The organism is Streptomyces sp. NBC_00659 (assembly GCF_036226925.1).
Taxonomy (GTDB): domain Bacteria; phylum Actinomycetota; class Actinomycetes; order Streptomycetales; family Streptomycetaceae; genus Streptomyces.
In genome coordinates, this window is sequence record NZ_CP109031.1 from 2,462,904 (window position 1) to 2,485,562 (window position 22,659).

Annotated in this window: 23 protein-coding genes; 9 read left to right on the plus strand and 14 right to left on the minus strand. The window is 71.3% G+C overall.

All coding sequences use genetic code 11. The features are described from left to right. The first annotated feature begins 46 nt into the window (after positions 1-46). Positions 47-1,264, plus strand: coding sequence for a phosphoserine phosphatase SerB (gene serB / locus OG410_RS10635; protein WP_326788603.1), 1,218 nt, complete (start codon positions 47-49; stop codon positions 1,262-1,264). A gap of 73 nt (positions 1,265-1,337) precedes the next feature. Here serB and OG410_RS10640 read toward each other — a convergent pair whose 3' ends face one another. The 4 genes from OG410_RS10640 to OG410_RS10655 all read right to left on the minus strand — a co-directional run bounded on the left by OG410_RS10640 (position 1,338) and on the right by OG410_RS10655 (position 4,184). Beyond that, on the minus strand, positions 1,338-1,856 hold the full coding sequence (locus OG410_RS10640; protein ID WP_329298890.1) for a SixA phosphatase family protein: 519 nt from the start codon (positions 1,854-1,856) through the stop codon (positions 1,338-1,340). Positions 1,857-2,021: 165 nt separating this feature from the next. Further along, complete coding sequence (locus OG410_RS10645; protein ID WP_329298891.1) at positions 2,022-2,237, minus strand: hypothetical protein; 216 nt, start codon at positions 2,235-2,237, stop codon at positions 2,022-2,024. A 282-nt stretch (positions 2,238-2,519) separates the two neighbouring features. Further along, positions 2,520-2,636: an SGM_5486 family transporter-associated protein gene (locus OG410_RS10650; RefSeq protein ID WP_326788600.1), complete on the minus strand. Its 117-nt coding sequence runs from the start codon at positions 2,634-2,636 to the stop codon at positions 2,520-2,522. Positions 2,637-2,756: 120 nt separating this feature from the next. After that, entirely contained in the window at positions 2,757-4,184 is a 1,428-nt protein-coding gene (locus tag OG410_RS10655) for a CynX/NimT family MFS transporter (protein ID WP_329298892.1), read from the minus strand. A gap of 111 nt (positions 4,185-4,295) precedes the next feature. Between OG410_RS10655 and OG410_RS10660 the strand changes: the two genes are divergently transcribed. Continuing rightward, on the plus strand, positions 4,296-4,982 hold the full coding sequence (locus OG410_RS10660) for a FadR/GntR family transcriptional regulator (RefSeq protein WP_329298893.1): 687 nt from the start codon (positions 4,296-4,298) through the stop codon (positions 4,980-4,982). A 96-nt stretch (positions 4,983-5,078) separates the two neighbouring features. Here OG410_RS10660 and OG410_RS10665 read toward each other — a convergent pair whose 3' ends face one another. From OG410_RS10665 to fabG, 3 genes are all read right to left on the minus strand, one after another. Continuing rightward, positions 5,079-5,480: a hypothetical protein gene (locus OG410_RS10665; RefSeq protein ID WP_329298894.1), complete on the minus strand. Its 402-nt coding sequence runs from the start codon at positions 5,478-5,480 to the stop codon at positions 5,079-5,081. A gap of 158 nt (positions 5,481-5,638) precedes the next feature. Then, the gene (gene fabI / locus OG410_RS10670; protein WP_329298895.1) at positions 5,639-6,406 is read right to left on the minus strand and encodes an enoyl-ACP reductase FabI; all 768 of its coding nucleotides are present in this window, start codon (positions 6,404-6,406) and stop codon (positions 5,639-5,641) included. A gap of 5 nt (positions 6,407-6,411) precedes the next feature. Then, positions 6,412-7,131, minus strand: a complete 720-nt coding sequence (gene fabG / locus OG410_RS10675; RefSeq protein WP_329298896.1) for a 3-oxoacyl-[acyl-carrier-protein] reductase — start codon at positions 7,129-7,131, stop codon at positions 6,412-6,414. Positions 7,132-7,402: 271 nt separating this feature from the next. Here fabG and OG410_RS10680 point away from each other — a divergent pair, with 271 nt between their 5' ends. Genes OG410_RS10680 through tyrS form a run of 3 tightly spaced genes read left to right on the plus strand, consistent with a single transcriptional unit; the run spans position 7,403 to position 11,630 of the window. After that, a complete protein-coding gene (locus OG410_RS10680) occupies positions 7,403-8,926 on the plus strand; it encodes a TldD/PmbA family protein (protein ID WP_329298897.1) in 1,524 nt (507 codons plus the stop codon). Then, complete coding sequence (locus tag OG410_RS10685) at positions 8,923-10,317, plus strand: metallopeptidase TldD-related protein (RefSeq protein WP_329298898.1); 1,395 nt, start codon at positions 8,923-8,925, stop codon at positions 10,315-10,317. Before OG410_RS10680 ends, OG410_RS10685 begins: the two co-directional genes overlap by 4 nt. Positions 10,318-10,361: 44 nt before the next feature. After that, entirely contained in the window at positions 10,362-11,630 is a 1,269-nt protein-coding gene (tyrS, locus tag OG410_RS10690) for a tyrosine--tRNA ligase (protein WP_329298899.1), read from the plus strand. Between the two features lie 109 nt (positions 11,631-11,739). Here the strand turns inward: tyrS and OG410_RS10695 are convergent, their stop codons facing one another. Next, positions 11,740-12,015: a GlsB/YeaQ/YmgE family stress response membrane protein gene (locus tag OG410_RS10695; protein ID WP_326788582.1), complete on the minus strand. Its 276-nt coding sequence runs from the start codon at positions 12,013-12,015 to the stop codon at positions 11,740-11,742. Positions 12,016-12,268: 253 nt separating this feature from the next. Here OG410_RS10695 and OG410_RS10700 point away from each other — a divergent pair, with 253 nt between their 5' ends. Then, complete coding sequence (locus OG410_RS10700) at positions 12,269-12,655, plus strand: DUF3099 domain-containing protein (protein WP_329304083.1); 387 nt, start codon at positions 12,269-12,271, stop codon at positions 12,653-12,655. A 337-nt stretch (positions 12,656-12,992) separates the two neighbouring features. Further along, entirely contained in the window at positions 12,993-13,247 is a 255-nt protein-coding gene (locus tag OG410_RS10705) for a hypothetical protein (protein WP_329298900.1), read from the plus strand. A gap of 9 nt (positions 13,248-13,256) precedes the next feature. On the opposite strand, the gene moaA is transcribed toward OG410_RS10705, so the two are convergent. From moaA to OG410_RS10720, 3 genes are all read right to left on the minus strand, one after another. Continuing rightward, the gene (moaA, locus tag OG410_RS10710; protein WP_329298901.1) at positions 13,257-14,246 is read right to left on the minus strand and encodes a GTP 3',8-cyclase MoaA; all 990 of its coding nucleotides are present in this window, start codon (positions 14,244-14,246) and stop codon (positions 13,257-13,259) included. A 181-nt stretch (positions 14,247-14,427) separates the two neighbouring features. Further along, positions 14,428-16,065 (minus strand): solute symporter family protein, encoded by a 1,638-nt coding sequence (locus tag OG410_RS10715; RefSeq protein WP_329298902.1) that lies wholly within the window; start codon positions 16,063-16,065, stop codon positions 14,428-14,430. After that, positions 16,062-16,418 (minus strand): DUF485 domain-containing protein, encoded by a 357-nt coding sequence (locus tag OG410_RS10720; protein WP_329298903.1) that lies wholly within the window; start codon positions 16,416-16,418, stop codon positions 16,062-16,064. The genes OG410_RS10715 and OG410_RS10720 overlap by 4 nt, the downstream gene beginning before the upstream one ends. A gap of 375 nt (positions 16,419-16,793) precedes the next feature. On the opposite strand from OG410_RS10720, the gene OG410_RS10725 reads away from it, so the two are divergent. Continuing rightward, entirely contained in the window at positions 16,794-18,320 is a 1,527-nt protein-coding gene (locus OG410_RS10725; protein ID WP_329298904.1) for a S8 family serine peptidase, read from the plus strand. Between the two features lie 108 nt (positions 18,321-18,428). Further along, positions 18,429-19,886 (plus strand): CoA transferase, encoded by a 1,458-nt coding sequence (locus OG410_RS10730; protein WP_329298905.1) that lies wholly within the window; start codon positions 18,429-18,431, stop codon positions 19,884-19,886. Positions 19,887-19,939: 53 nt separating this feature from the next. On the opposite strand, the gene OG410_RS10735 is transcribed toward OG410_RS10730, so the two are convergent. Genes OG410_RS10735 through OG410_RS10745 form a run of 3 tightly spaced genes read right to left on the minus strand, consistent with a single transcriptional unit; the run spans position 19,940 to position 22,583 of the window. Next, positions 19,940-20,983, minus strand: coding sequence for a zinc-dependent alcohol dehydrogenase family protein (locus OG410_RS10735; protein ID WP_329298906.1), 1,044 nt, complete (start codon positions 20,981-20,983; stop codon positions 19,940-19,942). A gap of 41 nt (positions 20,984-21,024) precedes the next feature. Further along, positions 21,025-21,696: a lysoplasmalogenase gene (locus OG410_RS10740; RefSeq protein WP_329298907.1), complete on the minus strand. Its 672-nt coding sequence runs from the start codon at positions 21,694-21,696 to the stop codon at positions 21,025-21,027. Further along, the gene (locus OG410_RS10745) at positions 21,693-22,583 is read right to left on the minus strand and encodes a sterol desaturase family protein (RefSeq protein WP_329298908.1); all 891 of its coding nucleotides are present in this window, start codon (positions 22,581-22,583) and stop codon (positions 21,693-21,695) included. The genes OG410_RS10740 and OG410_RS10745 overlap by 4 nt, the downstream gene beginning before the upstream one ends. Positions 22,584-22,659 lie beyond the last annotated feature (76 nt).

Here is a 22,659-nt window from a genome sequence, read left to right on the forward strand (position 1 = left end):
CCGGGCGGGCGGAAGGCACTGGGTGCCGGATACGGTGGGAAATACCATGAGCGCTTCACATACCCCTGATGTGCCCACTCTTCTTGTCAAGATCTTCGGCAAGGACCGGCCGGGCATCACCGCCGGACTCTTCGACACCCTCGCCGCCTACTCCGTCGACGTGGTCGACATCGAGCAGGTCGTCACCCGGGGCCGGATCGTGCTGTGCGCGCTCGTGACCGAGCCGCCCGCAAGCCTCGAAGGCGATCTCCGGTCGACCGTCCACAGCTGGGCGGAGTCGATGAAGATGCAGGCGGAGATCATCTCCGGCCTCGGCGACAACCGCCCGCGCGGCTCGGGACGTTCGCTGGTCACGGTGCTCGGACATCCGCTCACCGCGGAGTCGACGGCCGCCATCGCCGCGCGGATCACGAAGACGGGCGGCAACATCGACCGTATCTTCCGGCTGGCCAAGTACCCGGTGACCGCGGTCGAGTTCGCGGTGTCCGGTACGGAGACCGAGGTGCTGCGGACCGCGCTGGTGACCGAGGCCTCGGCACTCGGTGTCGACATCGCGGTCGTGGCGGCGGGCCTGCACCGGCGGGCCCAGCGGCTCGTCGTGATGGACGTGGACTCCACGCTCATCCAGGACGAGGTGATCGAGCTCTTCGCGGCACACGCCGGGTGCGAGGAGAAGGTCGCCGAGGTCACGGCGGCCGCGATGCGCGGTGAGCTGGACTTCGAGCAGTCCCTGCACGCGCGCGTGGCGCTCCTCGAGGGGCTCGACGCGTCGGTGGTGCAGAAGGTGCGCGAGGAGGTACGGCTGACGCCGGGCGCGCGGACCCTGATTCGTACGCTGAAGCGGCTCGGCTTCCAAGTCGGCGTAGTCTCCGGCGGGTTCACCCAGGTCACCGACGATCTGAAGGAGCGGCTCGGGCTCGACTTCGCCCAGGCCAACACCCTGGAGATCGTCGACGGGAAACTGACCGGGCGGGTCACCGGCGAGATCGTGGACCGGGCGGGCAAGGCGCGGCTGCTGCGCCGGTTCGCCGCCGAGGCCGGCGTTCCACTGGCCCAGACCGTGGCGATCGGCGACGGCGCCAACGACCTCGACATGCTCAACGCCGCCGGTCTCGGGGTCGCGTTCAACGCGAAGCCGGTCGTACGGCAGGCCGCGCACACCGCGGTGAACTTCCCGTTCCTCGACACGGTCCTGTATCTGCTGGGCGTGACCCGTGAAGAGGTCGAGGCCGCCGACATGCACGAGGACGAGAACGCCGGCTGAGTGACGGTCCCGACGACGGATGGGGGCCCGGCACCGTGACGGTGCCGGGCCCCCATCCGTCGTCGTGGCGGGTTCACTCCGTCGGGGCCCAGTAGTCGGTCAGGGTGGCCGATCCGGGTTCGAGGGACTTCCAGGGGCCGTCGAAGGCGAGGACCGCGAACGCGGCGGTGTGGAAGCCGTGGGCGTTCATCCGGGCGCGGGTGTCGCCCTCCGCCCGGCCCGCCAGGACCTCGGCGAGGCCGTGCACGCCCGGGTTGTGGCCGATCAGGATCGCGTTCCGGGCGTCGTCCGGGGTTTCGTTGAGCACCGCGATCAGCTCGCCGGGCGAGGCTTCGTAGATCCGCTCCTCGTAGACCGTTTTCGGCCGGTGCGGGAGCTCCTGGACGGCGTGCTTCCATGTCTCGCGAGTCCGGATCGCGGTGGAGCAGAGGGCCAGGTCCAGGGGGATGCCGCTGTCGGCCAGCCTGCGTCCGGCGACGGCGGCGTCCATGCGGCCCCGGTCGGAGAGCGGCCGCTCATGGTCGGACATCTGCGGCCAGTCGGCTTTCGCATGCCGGAAGAGGACGATCCTGCGGGATTCTGCGACGCTCATGCGTCCCAGCTTCGCACGAAACATGCCATGGGGCGCAGGGAGTTGATGCGGTCCCCCGGCGAGGGTGACGCCCTGCTCCGTCAGGGGGAATGGCATCCCCCGCGAAGGGGGCCGGGGCGGGCCCGGACTCCCTGGTGCGCGGCGGCCGGGCCCGGGGTCCGCGGCTCACGGAGCGTTGTGCATGACCGCTTGCTGGACGCGCTCGAACAGGTGGGTGATCGCCGGGTCGCCGGTCGCGGCGTGCGCGTCCGCCGGGTTGAGGATCATGAGCAGCAGGGTGACGAAGGCGAGCGTGGGCAGAGCGAGGGCCCACCAGGGCAGCCGGATGTCCACGCGTCCCGTGGTCGCCGGGTGGGGGCGGGTGTGCGTAGGGGCCGACATGCCGCCTCCGTGAGTCTTCGAGTGGTCCCTGGCCGCGGTTCGCGGTCACGATTCGAAGCTACGGAATCCGCCGCCCTCGGCCCATCCGGTGATCCACCCACTTGACCCTGACACTCACCCCCTAGGGGATGGGGGGTTATCCCTACCTCCGGGCGCGAGGGCCGGCCGATGTCACGGACGGCGCGGGCCGGAGGGGCGTGCGGGGCGTCACGGCACCGGTGCGACGGCGGTCGGCGCGACGCCACCGGGCCCGGGGCCCCGCCGGTCACCGGGAGGCGACGGTCAGGGGGAGGCGACGGACGCGATGATGCCGATGATCACTGTGATGGCCAGCATCGCGCCGAGCACGAGCAGCAGCTTCTTCTGGCCGTTCTGGGGGTTCGGGTCGAGCACAGGCATACGGCCAGTCTCGCACCCTTCGTCCGCCGTACCGCCGCCGGGGCCCCGCTTCCGGGCTCCGCCGGGGCCCATTTCCGGGCTCCGCCGTACCGCTGCCGGGGCCGATTCCGGGAGCCGGGGTCATCCGGCGGCCTCGTCCTCCACCGTGCGGTCGCGGCCCGCCATGATGCCGACGGCGATCTGCGGGACCATCAGCCCGGCCATCAGCGCGAGCGGCAGGCCCCAGCCGCCGCTGTGCTGGTAGAGCACGCCCACGAGCAGCGGGCCCGGGATCGAGATCAGGTAACCGGCGCTCTGGGCGAACGCCGACAGTTCGGCGACACCGGCGCCGGTGCGGGCGCGCATGCCGACCATGGTCAGTGCCAGCGGGAAGGCGCAGTTGGAGACGCCGAGCAACAGCGCCCAGGCCCAGGCGCCCGCCGCCGGGGCCAGGTAGAGGCCCGCGTATCCGGCGAGTCCGCAGAGGCCGAGGACGACCACGATGGGCCCCTGCCGGGGCAGGCGGGTGGCGAGACGCGGGATGACGAAGGCCAGCGGCACGCCCATCACCATCGTGACGGCGAGGAGCAGTCCCGCGGTGCCGGCGGCGACGCCCGCGTCGCGGAAGATCTGGGCCATCCAGCCCATCGTGATGTAGGCGGCGGTCGCCTGGAGGCCGAAGAAGACGGCCAGGGCCCAGGCGGTACGGCTGCGGGTGATGCGCAGTCCCTCGGGCGCGTGGCGGGTGACGGCGGCGGCAGCGGGCGCCGGGACACCTGCACGGGACGCGGCGGCGGGCGCGCGGTCACCGGTACGGGACGCGGTGGCGGAGGAGGGCGCGGTGGCTGCGGCGGGCGCGCGGTATCCGGTACGGGACGCGCCGGACGCGGCCGGTTCACGGTCACCGGTGCCGGGACCGGCGCCCCGCGCTCGTACCAGCAGCACCCACGGCAGGACGGCCGCCGCCGCGAGTCCCGCCCACACCACGAGACCGGAGCGCCAGTCGCCGCCGAGGGCGTCGGTCATGGGGACGGTCGCCGCCGCGGCGGCGGACGTGCCCAGGGCCAGGGCCATCGAGTACAGGCCCGTCATGGAGCCGACCCTGTCGGGGAACCAGCGTTTGACGATCACCGGCATCAGGACGTTGCTGACGGCGATGCCCATGAGCGCGAGCGCGCTCATGGCCAGGAAGCCGGCCGTTCCCCCGATGTACGGACGCACGGCGAGGCCGGTCGCGATGGCGACCATGCCCGCGCAGACCACGGCGGCGGGCCCGAAACGGCGGGCGAGCCGCGGTGCCGTCACGCCGAAGACGGCGAAGCACAGAGATGGCACGGAGGTGAGCAGTCCCGCGGTGCCGCCGCTCATACCGAGGCCGTCGCGCACCTCTTCGAGGAGGGCGCCCAGGCTCGTGATGGCCGGGCGCAGGTTGAGGGCGGCGAGGACGATGCCGGCCACCATGAGCCGTGTCGTCCACGCGCGCGGGAGGGGCGTTGCGGGTGACGTGCTGCCGGTGGGGCGGCGTATCACGGGAGGCCGTGTCGGCGTGCGGGTTTCCTCGGGGACCATGAGGCCATCATAGAATCATGGGATGATTGGCTGTCCAATGCCGCTGCGTTAATCTCCGGAATCTCCGGCCCCGCGCGAACGATCACACCCGGGCCCGTACGAAGGACCGTCATGCCGCTGAGCCATCCCCGCCGTTCGGCCCTGTCCGAGCAGGTCATCGCCGAGCTGCGGAACCAGATCACCTCGGGCGAGTGGCCGGTGGGCTCCCGTATCCCCACCGAGCCGGAGCTCGTCGACCAGCTCGGCGTCGCCCGCAACACCGTGCGCGAGGCGGTCCGGGCACTCGCCCACAACGGGCTGCTGGACATCCGGCAGGGATCGGGCACCTACGTCGTGGCGACCAGCGAGCTGGCGGGCGTGATGCACCGCCGGTTCGCGGACGCCGATCCGCGGCACATCGCCGAACTGCGCTCCACGCTGGAGTCGAGCGCCGCGCGGCTGGCCGCCGAACGGCGCACGGAACGCGATCTCAAGCAGTTGGAGGCACTCCTCGTACGCCGTGAGGAGGCCTGGGAGTCGGGCGACGCGGAGGCCTTCGTGGCCGCCGACGCGACCTTCCACCTGGCGGTGGTGGCCGCGTCCCACAACGACGTCATGACGGCGATGCACGCGGATCTGGGCGAGGTGCTGCGCGACTGGCTGCGCGTGGACGTCGGCAAGGAGCTGACGCCGGAGTCGTACATGGACCATGCCCTGCTCGTCGACGCGATCAGGACGGGCGACACGGAGGCGGCGGCCGCGGAGGCCGCGAGCTATCCCTTCCAGTGCCGGCCCGGCCCGCCGGGAGCCCGGGAGTAGGCACGGGCACGGAGCGCCGGCCCGGCCCGCCGGGAGCAGGCACGGACACGGAGCGCCGGCCCCGGGACGGGCGCGGAAGCCCGGGGCCGGCGGATCTCAGTCCTCATGGGTGATCCAGACCGCGCGGATCTCCTTCCAGCAGCGGCCGGTCAGCCGGACGGTCGTCGCCGGTCCGACCTCGACCGGGGCGCTGTCGCTGTCGATGTCCCACCAGCGGGCGCATTCGACGTGCAGGGCGACGCGGTCGGTGCCCACATAGGGGTTGTGGCAGTACGCGACGGCCCGGGAGCCGGTGACGGTGATCCGGCACTCGGCGCCGAACGGCTGGGGCACGGCCGGCCGCCGCGCCCCCTTGTTCCCGGCAGCCCGCGGGGACCCTTCGTTCACAGACCCTTCGTTCCCACCCTGCGCGCGAGGGTGGGACATCGCGTCGTACGGAACGGCCAGAACCAGAGCGACAGCGGCGGACACCGGAACGAAGCGGCGGGACAGGCGCACAAGGGGACCTCCTCGGCCGTAAGGCTGCGGGGCGGGCGGTGCGTTCTCCCAGAGTGCCGGTCAGGGGGTCCCGCCCGCCCGGCCGACTGGGCCGAACGGGCGACGCCCCGCTCCCCGCGCGTTGCGGGAAACGGGGCGTCGGAACCGGGCGTAAGCGTTTACGCGCCGATGGCGTGCAGGCCGCCGTCCACGTGGACGATCTCGCCCGTGGTCTTCGGGAACCAGTCGCTCAGGAGAGCGACGACACCGCGTCCGGCCGGCTCCGGGTCCTTGAGGTCCCACTCCAGCGGGGAGCGGTTGTCCCACACGGAGGCCAGCTCGCCGAAGCCCGGGATGGACTTGGCGGCCATGGAGCCGAGCGGGCCCGCCGAGACGAGGTTGCAGCGGATGTTCTGCTTGCCCAGGTCGCGCGCCATGTAGCGGCTGGTGGCCTCCAGGGCGGCCTTCGCCGGGCCCATCCAGTCGTACTGCGGCCAGGCGAACGAGGCGTCGAAGGTGAGACCGACGACCGAGCCGCCGTTCTGCATCAGCGGCAGGCAGGCCATGGTCAGCGACTTCAGGGAGAACGCCGAGACGTGCATGGCGGTGGCGACCGACTCGAACGGCGTGTTGAGGAAGTTGCCGCCGAGCGCGTCCTGCGGCGCGAAGCCGATGGAGTGCACGACGCCGTCCAGGCCGCCGAGCTCCTGACCGACGACGTCGGCCAGCCGGCCCAGGTGCTCGTCGTTGGTGACGTCGAGTTCGATGACCTTGGTGGGCTTGGGCAGCTTCTTGGCGATGCGCTCGGTCAGCGTGGGCCGCGGGAACGCGGTGAGGATGATCTCGGCGCCCTGCTCCTGGGCCAGCTTCGCCGTGTGGAAGGCGATGGAGGCCTCCGTCAGCACACCGGTGATCAGGACGCGCTTGCCCTCGAGGATTCCACTCATGGTGATCAGTGACCCATTCCCAGTCCGCCGTCAACAGGGATGACGGCTCCAGTGATGTACGAGGCGTCGTCCGAGGCGAGGAACCGCACCGTCGCGGCGATCTCCTCGGGCTGCGCGTAACGGCCCAGCGGTACCTGCGACACGATGTTGCCGCGCTGCTCCTCGGTGAGCGCCTGCGTCATGTCGGTGTCGACGAAGCCGGGCGCGACGACGTTGAAGGTGATGTTGCGCGAGCCGAGCTCGCGGGCGAGCGACCGCGCGAAGCCGACAAGGGCGGCCTTGGACGCGGCGTAGTTGGCCTGCCCCGCCGAGCCGAGCAGCCCGACGACCGAGGAGATGAGCACGACGCGGCCCTTCTTGGCCCGCAGCATGCCCCGGTTGGCGCGCTTGACCACGCGGAAGGTGCCGGTGAGGTTCGTGTCGATGACCGAGGTGAAGTCCTCCTCGGACATGCGCATCAGCAACTGGTCCTTGGTGACGCCGGCGTTGGCGATGAGGACCTCGACCGGGCCGTGCTCGGCCTCGATCTCCTTGTAGGCCTGCTCCACCTGCTCGGTGTCGGTGATGTCGCACTTGACCGCCAGGCACCCCAATTCCGTCAGGGCGGCCGGCGGCTCACCGGACCGGTACGTGATCGCGACCTTGTCGCCTGCGTCGGCGAATGCGCGGGCGATGGCGAGGCCGATGCCCCGGTTGCCTCCGGTGACGAGAACCGAGCGGCTCAACGGATCACCCTTTCGTTAGCGGACTGAAACCCCTGCAATACAGGCGCCTTCCCCGAAAACCTATCGGTCCGCCAGGCCTCCCAGAGAATCGGGCACCGACAGTGGGTTCGGGTCGCTGCTGTCGGATCCCTACAGAAAGCCGGGGCTCCACGGCCTGAAGACGGACGCCTCGCGGCCGAAAGACGCGCCCGGTCACGGCAAAGGCGTGGCCGCCGGACCCGCCCGCGCGACATGATCGGACCCGACGGGCCACGACAGCAGGGAGACCTCGGTGCCTCATTCCATCGACGAAGCCTTCACGGCGCTACCGCTGCGCGCACTCGCCGACGCCGCGCTCGCGCGGGCGCGGGCGCTGGGCGCCGACCATGCGGACTTCCGGTTCGAGCGGGTGCGCAGCGCGTCCTGGCGGCTGCGCGACGCCAAGCCGGCCGGATCGTCGGACACCACGGACCTGGGGTACGCCGTACGGGTCGTGCACGGCGGGACCTGGGGGTTCGCGTCGGGCGTCGACCTGACGATGGACGCGGCCGCGAAGGTCGCCTCGCAGGCGGTGGCGATGGCCAAGCTGTCGGCCCAGGTGATCAAGGCGGCCGGGTCGGACGAGCGGGTGGAGCTGGCCCGGGAACCGGTGCACGCCGAGAAGACGTGGGTCTCGTCGTACGAGATCGACCCCTTCTCCGTGCCGGACGAGGACAAGGCGGGGCTGCTGGCCGACTGGAGCGCGCGGCTGCTGGCGGCCGAGGGCGTCAACCACGTCGACGCGTCCCTGCTGACCGTGCACGAGAACAAGTTCTACGCGGACACCGCCGGGACCGTGACCACGCAGCAGCGGGTGCGGCTCCACCCGCAGCTCACCGCGGTGGCCGTCGACGACTCCAGCGGCGAGTTCGACTCGATGCGGACGATCGCGCCGCCGGTCGGGCGCGGCTGGGAGTACCTGCTGGGCACCGGCTGGGACTGGGACTCCGAGCTGGAGCGGATTCCCGTACTGCTCGCGGAGAAGATGCGGGCGCCGAGCGTCGAGGCGGGGCTGTACGACCTCGTCGTCGACCCGTCCAACCTGTGGCTGACCATCCACGAGTCCATCGGGCACGCCACCGAGCTGGACCGCGCGCTCGGCTACGAGGCCGCGTACGCCGGGACCTCCTTCGCCACCTTCGACCAGCTCGGCAAGCTCAGGTACGGCTCCGATCTGATGAACGTGACCGGTGACCGCACCGCCGAGCACGGCCTCGCGACCATCGGGTACGACGACGAGGGCGTCGAGGGCCAGTCCTGGGATCTCGTGAAGGAGGGCACGCTCGTCGGGTACCAGCTCGACCGGCGGATCGCGAGCCTGACCGGCTTCGAGCGCTCCAACGGCTGCGCGTACGCCGACTCCCCCGGGCATGTGCCGGTGCAGCGGATGGCCAACGTCTCGCTGGCGCCGGACCCCGGCGGGCTGTCCACCGAGGACCTGATCGGAGGCGTCGACCGCGGCATCTACGTCGTCGGCGACCGCTCCTGGTCCATCGACATGCAGCGCTACAACTTCCAGTTCACCGGCCAGCGCTTCTTCAAGATCGAGAACGGCCGGATCACGGGCCAGCTCCGTGATGTCGCGTACCAGGCGACGACCACCGACTTCTGGGGCTCGATGGCCGCGGTGGGCGGCCCCCAGACGTACGTCCTCGGCGGTGCCTTCAACTGCGGCAAGGCCCAGCCCGGCCAGGTCGCCGCGGTGTCGCACGGCTGCCCTTCCGCCCTCTTCAAGGGTGTCAACATCCTCAACACCACGTCGGAGGCCGGTCGATGAGTGCCCGTACGAACAAGCCGCACGAGATCGTCGAGCGCGCCCTCGAACTGTCCCGGGCCGACGGCTGTGTGGTGATCGCCGACGAGCAGTCCACCGCCAACCTCCGCTGGGCGGGCAACGCGCTCACCACGAACGGGGTCACCCGCGGCCGCACGCTCACCGTGATCGCCACCGTCGACGGCCGCGAGGGCACCTCGTCCGGTGTGGTCTCGCGCTCGGCCGTGACCGCCGACGAGCTGGAGCCCCTGGTACGGGCGGCCGAGGCCGCGGCGCGGGGCGCCGGGCCCGCCGAGGACGGCCGGGCGCTGGTGACGGGCGTACCGGAGTCCCCCGACTTCACGGACGCGCCCGCCGAGACCTCGTCCACCGTCTTCGCCGACTTCGCGCCGGCGCTCGGCGAGGCGTTCGCACGCGCGCGTGCGGGCGGCCGTGAGCTGTACGGCTTCGCCAACCACGAGCTCGTCTCCAGCTACCTAGGCACGTCGACGGGCCTGCGGCTGCGGCACGACCAGCCGAACGGCACGCTGGAGGTCAACGCCAAGTCCCCGGACCGTAAGCGTTCGGCCTGGGCGGGACGCTCGACGCGGGACTTCAAGGACGTCGACCCGGCCACGATGGACGCGGAGCTGGCGGTACGGCTCAGCTGGGCCGAGCGGCGCGTCGAGCTGCCCGCCGGGCGCTACGAGACCCTGCTGCCGCCGACCGCGGTCGCGGACCTGCTGATCTACCAGATGTGGTCGGCCGCCGCCCGGGACGCCGCCGAGGGCCGGACCGTCTTCAGCAAACCCGGGGGCGGCACCCGGATCGGCGAGCGGCTCACCGAGCTGCCGCTGACGCTGCGCAGCGACCCGAACGAGCCGGGCCTGGAGTCCGCTCCCTTCGTCCTCACGCACTCCTCGGGCGACGACGCCTCCGTGTTCGACAACGGGCTGCCGCTGAAGGCCACCGACTGGATCCGGCAGGGCGAGCTGCGGCATCTGTCCACCACCCGGCACAGCGCCGGGCTGACCGGGCTGCCGGTGACGCCGACGATCGGGAACCTCGTCCTCGACGGCGGCGAGGACCGCTCCTTGGAGGAGATGGTCGCCGCGACCGGGCGCGGTCTGCTGCTGACCTGCCTCTGGTACATCCGCGAGGTCGACCCGGCCACGCTGCTGCTGACCGGGCTGACCCGGGACGGCGTCTACCTCGTCGAGAACGGCGAGGTCGTCGGCGAGGTGAACAACTTCCGGTTCAACGAGTCGCCGGTGGGCCTGCTGGGGCGGGCCACGGAGGCGGGGCGGACGGAGAAGACGCTGCCCCGTGAATGGAGCGACTGGTTCACCAGGGCCGCGATGCCCGCCCTGCGGGTGCCGGACTTCAATATGAGCTCTGTCAGCCAGGGCGTATAACCTCGTACCTGATTCACGAGACCACTCAAGGAGATACGAGAACAGTGACGGACATCGTCGACGAGCTGAAGTGGCGGGGGCTGTTCTCCCTGTCCACCGACGAAGATGCTTTGCGCAAGGCGCTCGCGGACGGTCCCGTCACGTTCTATTGCGGCTTCGACCCGACCGCGCCGAGCCTGCACGTCGGTCACCTGGTGCAGGTGCTCACGATGCGCCGGCTCCAGCAGGCGGGACTGCGGCCGCTCGCCCTGGTGGGCGGGGCGACGGGCCAGATCGGTGACCCCCGCCCGACGGCCGAGCGCACTCTGAACGACCCGGAGACGGTCGCGAACTGGGTGACGCGACTGCGGTCGCAGATCGAGCCGTTCCTGTCCTTCGAGGGCGAGAACGCCGCGGTCATGGTGAACAACCTCGACTGGACGGCCGGCCTGTCGGCCATCGAGTTCCTGCGGGACATCGGCAAGCACTTCCGCGTCAACAAGATGCTCACCAAGGACTCCGTGGCCCGTCGCCTGGAGTCCGAGGAAGGCATCAGCTACACGGAGTTCAGCTACCAGCTGCTGCAGGGCATGGACTTCCTGGAGCTGTACCGGCGCCACGGCTGCACCCTGCAGCAGGGCGGCAGCGACCAGTGGGGCAACCTCACGGCGGGCCTGGACCTGATCCACCGCCTGGAGCCGGGGGCCCATGTCCACGCGCTGGCGACGCCGCTGATGGTCAAGGCGGACGGCACCAAGTTCGGCAAGACCGAGGGCGGCGCCGTCTGGCTCGACCCCGAGATGACGACGCCGTACGCGTTCTACCAGTTCTGGCTGAACGTGGACGACCGGGACGTCTCGACGTACATGCGCATCCTGTCCTTCAGGTCCACCGCGGAGCTGGAGGAGCTGGAGAAGCAGACCGAGGAGCGTCCGCAGGCCCGTGCCGCCCAGCGCGCGCTGGCCGAGGAGCTGACGACGCTGGTGCACGGCGCCGACCAGACGGCCGCCGTGATCGCCGCGTCCAAGGCCCTCTTCGGGCAGGGCGAGCTGACCGACCTCGACGAGCGGACGCTCGCCGCGGCCCTGTCCGAGGTGCCGCACATCCAGGTCGCCGAGGCGGGTCCCGTGGTGGACCTCTTCGCGGAGGTCGGCCTGGTGGCCAGCAAGTCCGCCGCGCGCCGCACGGTCAAGGAAGGCGGCGCGTACGTGAACAACGTGAAGGTCGCCGCCGAGGACGCGGTGCCGGCCGCGGAGGACCTGCTGCACGGACGCTGGCTCGTGCTGCGCCGGGGCAAGAAGAGCCTGGCCGCGGTCGAGGTCACGGGCGGCTGAGGCCTCCCGCGTCACCCGCAGGCGCGGACGAAGGGGCAGCTCCTGGCGGAGCTGCCCCTTCGTCGTAGCGCCGTTTCCGGGAGGGCCGGGAGGGTGGCCGGTGGCCGTCTCAGGTCTTGACCTTGTCGCCCCGCAGGGCCATGTAGAGCATGTCGCCGAGGAAGACGAGCACGATCGCGGCGGCCAGCTGCAGCGCGTGCCGTCCCCAGTCGATGCCCCTGGTCTCGGCGATGCCGATGCCCCGGGCGATCGCGTTGCCGACAATCGCTCCGAGGATGCCGAAGATGGTGGTCAGCCAGAGAGGGCTGTGCTGCTTCCCCGGAATGATCGCCTTGGCGATCAGGCCCAGCACGAACCCGACGATGATCGCCCACAACCAGCCCATGTCCGCCTCCTCGTACCGCTCCCACCGCTCCCCGTGAGCGGTACCGCCAGTCTCTGGCTGTCCTCCATACGGCGCATGTCGGGCGGAGCCGTACGCGCTACGGCGCACCGTGCCCGCCCGGACGGGACATGCCCCGGTCTCGAAGGCGGCGCAGACGCGGCGTACCGTGGAAGCAGTCCGGGCCCGCTTCCTCGACGGGTCCGTGCCGGGTACGGACCGGGGAGCGTCCGACACAGGCAGGTGGTGCAGTGTGATCAGGAAGCAGAGCAACGTCCAGGTCTTCCGGATCACGGGAGCCAGACAGAGCCTGGACGACGACGTGCGCGGCCGGCAGCGCCGCTATGTCATCTCGATGTCCGTCCGCACGGTGTCGGTGATCCTGGCGGCCGTCCTGTGGAACGTCCAGCGGCCCGTCGCTCTGGTCGCTCTGGTCCTCGGAATCCTCCTCCCGTACGTCGCGGTGGTCATCGCCAACGCCGGACGCGAGAACGCGCCCTCGCTCCCCTCGACGTTCGTCACCGCCGCGCCGCGTCCGATGATCGCGCCGCCCCGGCAGGACGGCTCCGAGAAGCCGTTCCCCGAGGACGCCGCGAGCGGTCCCGAGGCGCGTTCGGGGGCCGAGCCGCACGACCCGAGCTGAGTCCGGACCGGAGCCGAACCGCGGGTGAACTCGCCCCGGTACAAAGCCGGTTCAGCTCCGGACGGACGTCGACGCATTCGCCGAAAACGGAATATCCGCCTGCGGGCAAGCTCAAGAAAACCTCAGATCAATCATGTTGTTCCGGTGCCGGGCGGCGGGTCACCCGTGACATACTTCGTACGCGCTCCGCATCCCCCGTCGGAGCGACGGACCGACGCCGGGCAGCTCCCCCCGTGGCTGCTCGGCGTCGCCTTTTCAGCCCTCGGAGCCCCCGCTCTCGGACCGTCCGCCCACCGCGCGCGGCGCGTGCCGCCAGGCCTCGGCTAGGGTCGGCAGGGTGATCTCGAACGCCCCCGGCTCCGGCCCCGCCTCCCCCGTCTGCTCGGCCAAGGCCTGCCGTGCGGATGCCGTGTGGGTACTCGCCTGGAACAACCCGAAGCTGCACACGCCCGAGCGCCGCAAGACCTGGCTCGCGTGCGAGGAGCACCGCGAGCACCTGTCGTCGTTTCTCGGGGTGCGCGGCTTCCTCAAGGACGTCGTCGCCCTCGACGAGTGGGAGGATTCCGGGCCCGCGGAGCGCGGGGAGGAATAGCCGCTGCCGTCAGCCGCCGATCGCCGACATCGGGCGGTCGGGCTGGACGAACGACGGGTCGTCCAGACCCGCCCCCGCCTTCTTGCCCCACATCGCGGCGCGCCAGACGCGGGCGATCTCCTCGTCGGGGGCGCCCGAGCGCAGCGCGGCGCGCAGATCGGTCTCCTCGGTCGCGAAGAGACAGGTGCGCACCTGTCCGTCGGCGGTGAGGCGGGTGCGGTCACAGGCCGAGCAGAACGGGCGGGTGACCGAGGCGATCACGCCGACACGCTGCGGGCCGCCGTCGACGATCCAGCGCTCGGCGGGTGCGGAACCCCGCTCGCCGTCGCCTTCCTCGGTGAGCTCGAAGCGGGTGCGCAGCGAGGCCAGGATGTCCCCGGCGGTGACCATGCCGTCGCGCTTCCAGCCGTGCTGGGCGTCCAGGGGCATCTGCTCGATGAAGCGGAGTTCGTAGTCGTGCTCCACGGCCCAGGCCAGCAGGTCCGGGGCTTCGTCGGCGTTCAGGCCCGGCATGAGGACCGAGTTGACCTTGACGGGGGTCAGGCCGGCGTCACGGGCGGCTTCGAGGCCCTCGATGACGTCTTTGTGGCGGTCACGGCGGGTGAGGGTCTTGAAGACGTCGGGGCGCAGGGTGTCCAGCGAGACGTTCACCCGGTCCAGGCCGGCGGCTTTCAGGGCGGCCGCGGTGCGCTTGAGGCCGATGCCGTTGGTCGTGAGGGACATCTGGGGGCGGGGGGCGAGGGCCGCGACCCGCTCGACGATGCCGACGAGGCCGGGGCGCAGCAGGGGCTCGCCTCCGGTGAAACGGACCTCTTCGATGCCGAGGCGGGTGACCGCGATCTCTATCAGGCGGACGATCTCGTCGTCGGTGAGCAGGTCGGGCTTGGCGAGCCACTGCAGGCCCTCTTCGGGCATGCAGTACGTGCAGCGGAGATTGCACCGGTCCGTCAGCGAGACACGCAGGTCGGTGGCCACCCGGCCGTAGGTGTCGATGAGCACGTGGGCCCCCTCCCTCGACGCCGAACACATTTCCCGGACACCTGTGAGCCTACGTGACAGGACTGACGACGACAGTGGCCCGATCCCACGAGACGCGGCGCGGGCCCGTCGTAGGGACCTACCAGTGGTGATCACCGGTGGCCTACGACGGGCCCGCGCGATGCCGGTGTCCGAGCGGTGGCTAGTGCGCTCCGGTGCCGGTGAGGGAGCGGACCTCCAGCTCGGCGTACTTGCCGGCGTCCGGCTTCTCCTTGGACAGGGTGGTCCCCAGCCAGCCCAGCAGGAAGCCGACCGGGATGGAAATGAGGCCCGGGTTCTCCAGCGGGAACCAGTGGAAGTCGACGTCCGGGAACATCGAGGTGGGCTTGCCCGAGACGACAGGGGAGAACAGCACCAGGCCGACCGCGGTGACCAGACCGCCGTAGATCGACCAGAGCGCGCCCGAGGTGGTGAACTTCTTCCAGAAGAGGCTGTAGAGGATCGTCGGCAGGTTGGCGGAGGCCGCGACCGCGAAGGCGAGGGCGACCAGGCCGGCGACGTTGAGGTCGCGGGCGAGGGCGCCGAGCAGGATGGACACGGCGCCGATGCCGACCGTCGCGTACCGGGCGGCCTTCATCTCCTCCTTCTCCGACGCCTGCCCCCTCTTGATCACGTTCGCGTAGATGTCGTGCGCGAAGGAGGAGGACGAGGCGAGCGTCAGCCCCGCGACGACCGCGAGGATCGTGGCGAAGGCGACGGCGGAGATGGTGGCGAGCAGGATCGCGCCCCAGCTGGAGTCCACGCCGCCGAGGTGCAGGGCGAGCAGGGGTGCCGCCGTGTTGCCCGCCTTGTTGGAGGCGATGATCTCGTCCGGCTTGATCAGCGCGGCGGCGCCGAAGCCGAGGGCGAGGGTCATCAGGTAGAAGGCGCCGATGAGGCCGATCGCCCAGTTGACGGACTTCCGCGCGGTCTTGGCGGTGGGCACGGTGTAGAAACGGATCAGGATGTGCGGCAGGCCCGCGGTGCCGAGGACCAGCGCCATGCCGAGGGAGATGAAGTCCAGCTTCGTGGTGGAGGTGGCGCCGTACTTGAGCCCGGGTTCCAGGAAGGGCGTGCCCTTGCCGCTGTTCTCGGCGGCACTGCCGAGCAGGTCGGAGATGTTGAAGTGGAACTTCAGCAGCACCAGGAAGGTGAGCAGCACGGCGCCTGCGATGAGCAGGACCGCCTTGACCATCTGCACCCAGGTGGTGCCCTTCATGCCGCCGATGGTGACGTACACGATCATCAGGACGCCGACGAGCGCGACGATGCCGATCTTGCCGCCGTCGCTGGTGATCCCGAGGAGCAGCGAGACGAGGACGCCCGCGCCCGCCATCTGGGCCAGCAGGTAGAAGATCGAGACGACGATGGTGGAGGTACCTGCGGCCGTACGGACGGGGCGCTGGCGCATGCGGTAGGCGAGGACGTCGCCCATCGTGTAACGGCCGGAGTTGCGCAGGGGTTCGGCGACCAGGAGCAGGGCGACCAGCCAGGCGACCAGGAAGCCGATGGAGTAGAGGAAGCCGTCGTAGCCGAAGAGGGCGATCGCGCCGGCGATGCCGAGGAAGGACGCGGCGGACATGTAGTCGCCGGAGACGGCGAGTCCGTTCTGGAAACCGGTGAACTGGCGTCCGCCCGCGTAGAAGTCGGCGGCGTCCTTGGTCTGGCGGCCGGCCCAGACGGTGATGACGAGGGTCGCGGCGACGAACACCGCGAACAGGGTGATGATCAGCGGGCGGTGTTCGCTCGCCTCGCCCGCGGCCAGCACGGTCGTGTGCGCGGTGGTCTGTACGGGGCTCATGCGCCGCCCTCCATCCGGGACTTGATGGCGTCGGCCTTGGGGTCCAGTTGAGTGGCCGCGTGCCGGGAGTACCACCAGGCGATGAGGAACGTGGTGAGGAACTGGGCGAGGCCGAGCACCAGGGCGACGTTGACGTTGCCGAACAGCTTGGTGCCCATGAAGCCGCCCGCGTAGTTCGAGAGCAGCACGTACAGCAGGTACCAGACGATGAACCCGACGGTCAGCGGGAAGGCGAAGGAGCGGTGGGAGCTGCGGAGTTCACCGAATTCGGCGCTTTCCTGCATCTCGACGAACTGTTCTGTGGACGGGAGCTGGGCTCCGGCCCGCGCGGGTGGTGGTGCGTCGGTGGCCACGGTGTCTCCTCGCGTTGCGGGTGCGGTTACGACGGTGGGCGGGGGCAGGTCGGGGCTCGCGGACGGGGACTGTTCGGGCAGGGACATGGGACTTCGACCTCACATCGGCATGCGTCACGTGACGGACCGCTGTCGAACACATCCTTTCCGTGATCAGAGCGGGGGGCTCGATCGTCCACGGGCTCCCTGCCCAAGGTCACGGCGCCACGCGTGGACCGGTTCAACTCGCCCCGCTTCTTTCAGAAGTTGTCGCCGGAAGTCATTGCTGGCCCGGTCGGCGGGGAGATAGCTTCAGCCTGCACTGTTCCGTCATGTACCTGCCCGAGCACCATCCGTGTTCGGGCAGCTCCGTTCTCCGGATGATGTGGAGATCCCATGGCTCATCTGCGTTCCCGACACCGTCTCGCACTCGCCGTGCCGGTCGTTCTGTCGCTCACCGCCTCGCTCGGCTTCCTGCCGGGCGTCGCGTCGGCCACACCTCTCGGCACGTCCGCCGCGACGACCGCGGACGGGCCGAACCTCTCGTATGTGGTCAACACGACGACGGACCACCGCACGATCGAGTCGGTGAGACGGGCGATCGGCGCGGCCGGCGGCAGTGTCGTCATCGCGTACGAGCAGATCGGCGTGATCGTCGTCCACTCCGCGAACCCGGACTTCGGCCGGCAGATCCGGACGGTACGCGGAGTGCAGTCGGCGGGTGCCACCCGCACCTCGCCACTGAAGGCCGCGGGCACGACGGACGAGGGCGCGGCGCAGGTGCTGTCCGCCGCCGAGGCCGCCAAGGTCACGAAGAGCGCCGACGCGGGCCAGGAGCCCCTCGAGGCCGACCAGTGGGATCTGCGCGCGATAGGCGCCGACAAGGCGGCCACGATCAACCCGGGCAGCAAGAAGGTGACCGTCGCGGTGATCGACGTCGGCGTCGACGACACACACCCCGACATCGCGCCGAACTTCTCCGCCTCGCAGTCCGCGAACTGCGTGGGCGGCAAGCCGGACACGACGTACGGTTCCTGGCGCCCGGCGGACGCCGACCACTATCACGGCACGCATGTCGCGGGAGAGATCGCGGCGGCCCGCAACGGCGTGGGCGTCGCGGGTGTCGCGCCGGGCGTGAAGGTATCCGGCATCACCGTCGCCGAGCCCGACTCCACCCAGCTGTTCTTCCCGGAGAGCGTCGTGTGCGCCTTCGTGTTCGCCGCCGACCACGGCGTCGAGATCACCAACAACAGCTACTACGTGGACCCGTGGCTGTACAACTGCCTCGACGACCCCGACCAGAAGGCCATCGTCGACGCCGTCAACCGCGCCCAGCTGTACGCCCAGAAGAAGGGCACGCTGAACGTCGCCGCGGCGGGCAACTCCAACGACGACCTCGACTCGGACGCGCTCACCGACGCGTCCAGCCCCGACGACTCGACCGCCACGACACGGACGGTCGACCCGCACAAGTGCTTCGACATCCCGACCCAGTTGCCCGGTGTCGTCACGGTCTCCTCGACCGGCGTCAAGGGCGCCAAGTCGTACTTCTCCAGCTACGGCGACGGCGTCATCGACGTCGCGGCGCCCGGCGGCGACCGGTACCAGATCCCGGACACGCCGTCGAAGAACGGACGCATCCTTTCCACGATGCCGAACAACCAGTACGCCTACCTCCAGGGCACCTCGATGGCGACCCCGCACGTCGCCGGCGTGGCCGCGCTCCTGAAGTCCAAGTACCCCTGGGCCACGCCCGCTCAGCTCCAGCTCCTCCTCAAGGTCCAGGCGGACAACCCGGGTTGCCCGGCCGAGCCGTACGACGGGAACGGCGACGGCGTCGTCGACGCGACCTGCGTGGGCGGCAAGCGCGTGAACGGCTTCTACGGAGCCGGGATCGTCAACGCCCTGCGGGCCGTCAAGTAGCGCCTGCCGAAACCCTTCGTGGCCCCGGCGCCGCCCTGTGCGGCGGCCGGGGCCACGCCGTCGGGGCCGCCTCCCGTGTTGATCGCGTCCACGCTGCATAGTGCCGGTATGACGCATGCACCGATGGCCGCTGTGTGGGAAGAGCTGGGCGGAGACCCGGCACTGCTCCCCGGGGTTTCGACCGTGGCGCGGGCGGGGGCTCTGGAAGCCGCCCTGCCCGTAAGTGAGTTGGCGCGCGCCTGCGTGGGCGCCTGCGCGCTGGCGGCCGCCGAGCTGGGGGCCCGGCGGGCCGGGCTCGCGCGGGTGCCACGGGTGAGCGTGGACGACGGCGCCGTCGCCACGGCCTTCGTCAGCGAGCGGCATCTGCGGATCGACGGGCGCGCTCCCGTGAACTTCGCCCCGCTGTCCCGGTTCTGGCGGACGGCGGACGGCTGGGTGCGGACGCACGCGAACTATCCGCATCACCGGGCCAGGCTGCTGGACGCGCTGGGCGCGCCGGACGACGCGAGCGCCGAGGACGTGGCCGCGCTGCTCGCCGGGCGGTCCGCGCGGGAGATCGAGGAGAGCGTGTACGACGCCGGCGGGCTCGCCGTCGCGCTGCGCACAGCGAAGGAGTGGTCGGCCCACGCCCAGGGCCTCGCGCTGGCGGAGCACCCGCTGGTCGAGTGGGGCGGGCCCGCCGGGCAGGGCGGACCGGTGGGCGCCCGCGCGTCAGCCGGGCAGGACGAACCGGGCGGCCGGCGCGGGCGGGGGCTCGGGCCGTTGTCCGGCGGCGGCCCGCTGCTGCCCGCCGCCGGGGTGCGCGTCCTGGATCTGACCCGGGTCATCGCGGGCCCGGTCGCCACCCGCACCCTCGCCCTGCTGGGGGCCGACGTGCTGCGCGTGGACGCGCCGCGGCTGCCCGAGGACCCGGACACGCACGCGGACACGGGCTTCGGCAAGCGCTCGACGCTGCTGGACCTGGCGGCCGGCCACCGCACCCTCGATGAGCTGCTGGCGTCGGCGGACGTGGTCGTCACCGGGTACCGGCCCGGCGCGCTGGACCGCTTCGGCCTCTCCCCCGAGGCGCTGGCCGAGCGCGACCCTGGCCTGGTGGTGGCTCAGGTGTCGGCGTGGGGGGCGTACGGGCCCTGGGGCGGCCGGCGGGGATTCGACAGCCTGGTGCAGGTGGCCACCGGGATCGCGGTGACCGAGGGATCGCCGGAGCGGCCGGGCGCGCTGCCGGCGCAGGCCCTCGACCACGGCACCGGGTATCTGCTGGCGGCGGCCGTCCTGCGCGCGCTGACCGAGCGGGCGGAGCGGGGCCACGGATGCGTCATACGACTGGCGCTGGCGCGCACGGCGATGTGGCTGACGGACGGGATCGGGCGGGAGGAAGGACCCGGCGTGCCGGCGGACCTCTCGGTGGCGGAACCGTACGACCGTCCCGACGCCTGGCTGTCGGAGCGGGCCGGCCCCGTCGGCCTTCTCGGACATGCCCTGCCCCCGGTCTCCTTCGCGGGCGGGCCCACCGACTGGTCACGTCCGCCGGGCCGTTGGGGCACGGACACGGCCCGCTGGACCTGAGAGACCGCGGCGCCGGGCGGAGCACCCGCCCGGCGCCTGCGTTCCCGTGCGGGTCAGGCCGTGACAAGAACCTTCAGCGCGGTCCGTTCGTCCATCGCCTTGTAGCCCTCGGGCACGCGGTCCAGGCCGACGGTCATGTCGAAGACCGGCGAGGGGTCCACGGTGCCGTCGAGGACGTCGGGCAGCAGCTCGGGGATGTACGCGCGCACCGGGGCGACCCCGCCGCGCAGGGCGATGTTCCGGTCGAACATGACGCCCAGGTCGAGGCCCGTACCGCTGCCGTGGGGCACTCCGACGAAGCCGATGGCGCCGCCGTCGCGGGTGATGTTCACCGCCGTGCTCATGGACTGCTCGGTGCCGACCGCCTCGACGACGCACATCGCGCCCTGGCCCCGGGTCAGTTCGCGGACGGCCGCGACGGCCGCTTCGCCGCGCTCGGCGACGACGTCCGTGGCGCCGAAGCGGCGCGCGATGTCGGTGCGGACCTGGTGACGGCCGAGCGCGATGATCCGCTCCGCGCCGAGCCGCTTGGCCGCGAGCACGGCGCACAGTCCGACGGCCCCGTCGCCCACGACGGCGACGGTCGAGCCCTTGCGGACACCGGCGCCGAGGGCCGCGTGGTGACCGGTGCCGAGGACGTCGGAGAGCGTCAGCAGCGCGGTCAGCAGGTGGTCGTCGGAGGCCGCCTCCTTGGGGAGCTGTACGAGGGTGCCGTCGGCGAAGGGGACGCGCACGGCCTCGCCCTGGCCGCCGTCGTAGCCGACGGAACCCCAGAAGCCGCCGTGCACGCACGAGGTGGTGAGTCCGTCCCGGCAGTAGTCGCACACGCCGTCGGACCACATGAACGGGGCGACGACCAGGTCGCCGCGCCGGACGCCGGTCACCTCGGAGCCCGTCTCCTCGACGACGCCGAGGAACTCGTGCCCGATCCGCTGGCCCGGCTGCCGGGCCGCCTCGCCCCGGTACGCCCACAGGTCGCTGCCGCAGATGCAGGAACGCAGCACCCGCACGATCGCGTCGGTGGGCAGCTGCACCATGGGCTCCGGCACCTCCTCCACACGCATGTCGTACGGGGCGTGGATGGTGGTGGCGCGCATGGCGAGGATCCTTCTCGTTGCGGAGCGTGGGTGAGATGCGCTCAGGGGGTGGTTGAGCGCATCTCACCGTACGCCGCCCCGCGCGCGGGACGCGCGGCGAGGGGGCCCAGCACGCCTCGGACCAGCAGGAACTGGGCCGCGATGTACGTGAGCATGATCCAGAAGGCCACCTTCGGAAGCTGCGGCCAGTCGGCGACTCCGGTGGCGATCAGGGTGTCCGAGAGCATGAAGAGAGCGCCGCCGAGCGCCGCGGGCGGCCCGAGGCGCGTGGCCCCGTACGCCATCGCGGTCAGCAGCAGGCTGTACCCGGCGACGGGGACGCGCAGGCCGGCCGGCAGACCGGGCCACAGCAGCACGACGAGGGCGACGAGAGCGGTGACGTACGCGCCGACGAGCCGTGCGTCCCGCACGCGTGGCGTCCGGGAGAAGAGCACGAGGTAGCACACGTGCCCGGCCGCGAAGGAGGCCATGCCGGCCAGGAAGGCGGGGTCGGCGTCGGAGAGCAGGGCCAGGTCGCCGCACCAGCCGAGGAGCAGGGCCGCGAGGAGCAGCCGGGGCGCGCCGCGCACACCGGCGTACGCGGCGAGCAGCGGCATCAGGAGCGCCTTGGCGATCCGGTGCCCGGGGTCGGCACCGGCGAGCAGCGAGGCGAGGTCGACGGCCGCCGCCAGCGCGAAGCAGACGAGCAGGACGCGTGGGGTACGGGGGCTCACGCGACGGGTTCCGTAGCCGGGGCCTGGGCCGGGGCGGTGGCCTGGGCGGTGGCCGTCGGCGCGGGCTGCCAGCCGGGGCCGCCGAGGAGCCGTCCGGCGCGCTCGCGCCAGTTCGCCGCCGCCCGCACGTCGCGGGCGATGGCGGTGTACTCGTGGGTGGCCACGCGCAGCGGGTTGTACGTGGAGATGTTCTTGGTGAGCCCGTAGACGGGCCGTTCGGTCTCCGCGACGAACGATCCGAAGAGCCGGTCCCAGACGATGAGGATGCCGCCGAAGTTGCGGTCCAGGTAGCCGCCCTGGGAGGCGTGGTGGACGCGGTGGTGGGAGGGCGTGTTGAGGGCGAACTCGAACCAGCGGGGCATCTTGTCGATGCGCTCGGTGTGGATCCAGAACTGGTACACGAGACTCACCGACGAGCAGAACGCGAGCGCGGCCGGGTGCACCCCGAGGGCGATCATCGGGAGGTAGAAGGGCCACGACGTCCAGCCCGTCCAGGGCTGGCGCAACGCGGTGGTGAGGTTGAACTTCCTGCTGGAGTGGTGCACGACGTGGCAGGCCCACAGGAGGCGGATCACGTGGTGGCCGCGGTGGGACCAGTAGTAGAAGAAGTCCTGCGCGAGCAGCATCAGCGGGATCGTCCACCACAGGACGGGCACCCGCAGCGGCGTCAGTGCGTAGACCGCGCTGTAGACGGCGACGATCGGGAACTTCCACAGGAAGTCGAAGAGGAGGCTGCCGAGTCCCATGCCGAGGCTCGTCGCGGCGTCCTTCGTCCCGTACCCCGCGGCGTCCTCGTCCGGATGGATCCGGACGCTGATCATCTCGATCACGGCGAGGAGGACGAAGGCGGGGATCGACAACAGCACGACATCGGGCAGATTCGGCATGGGTGAACCGTAGATGCGCTGGTCGGCCGCGTACAGAGGCTGTTACCAACAAGTATTACCCGCGGTACGCGCTTAC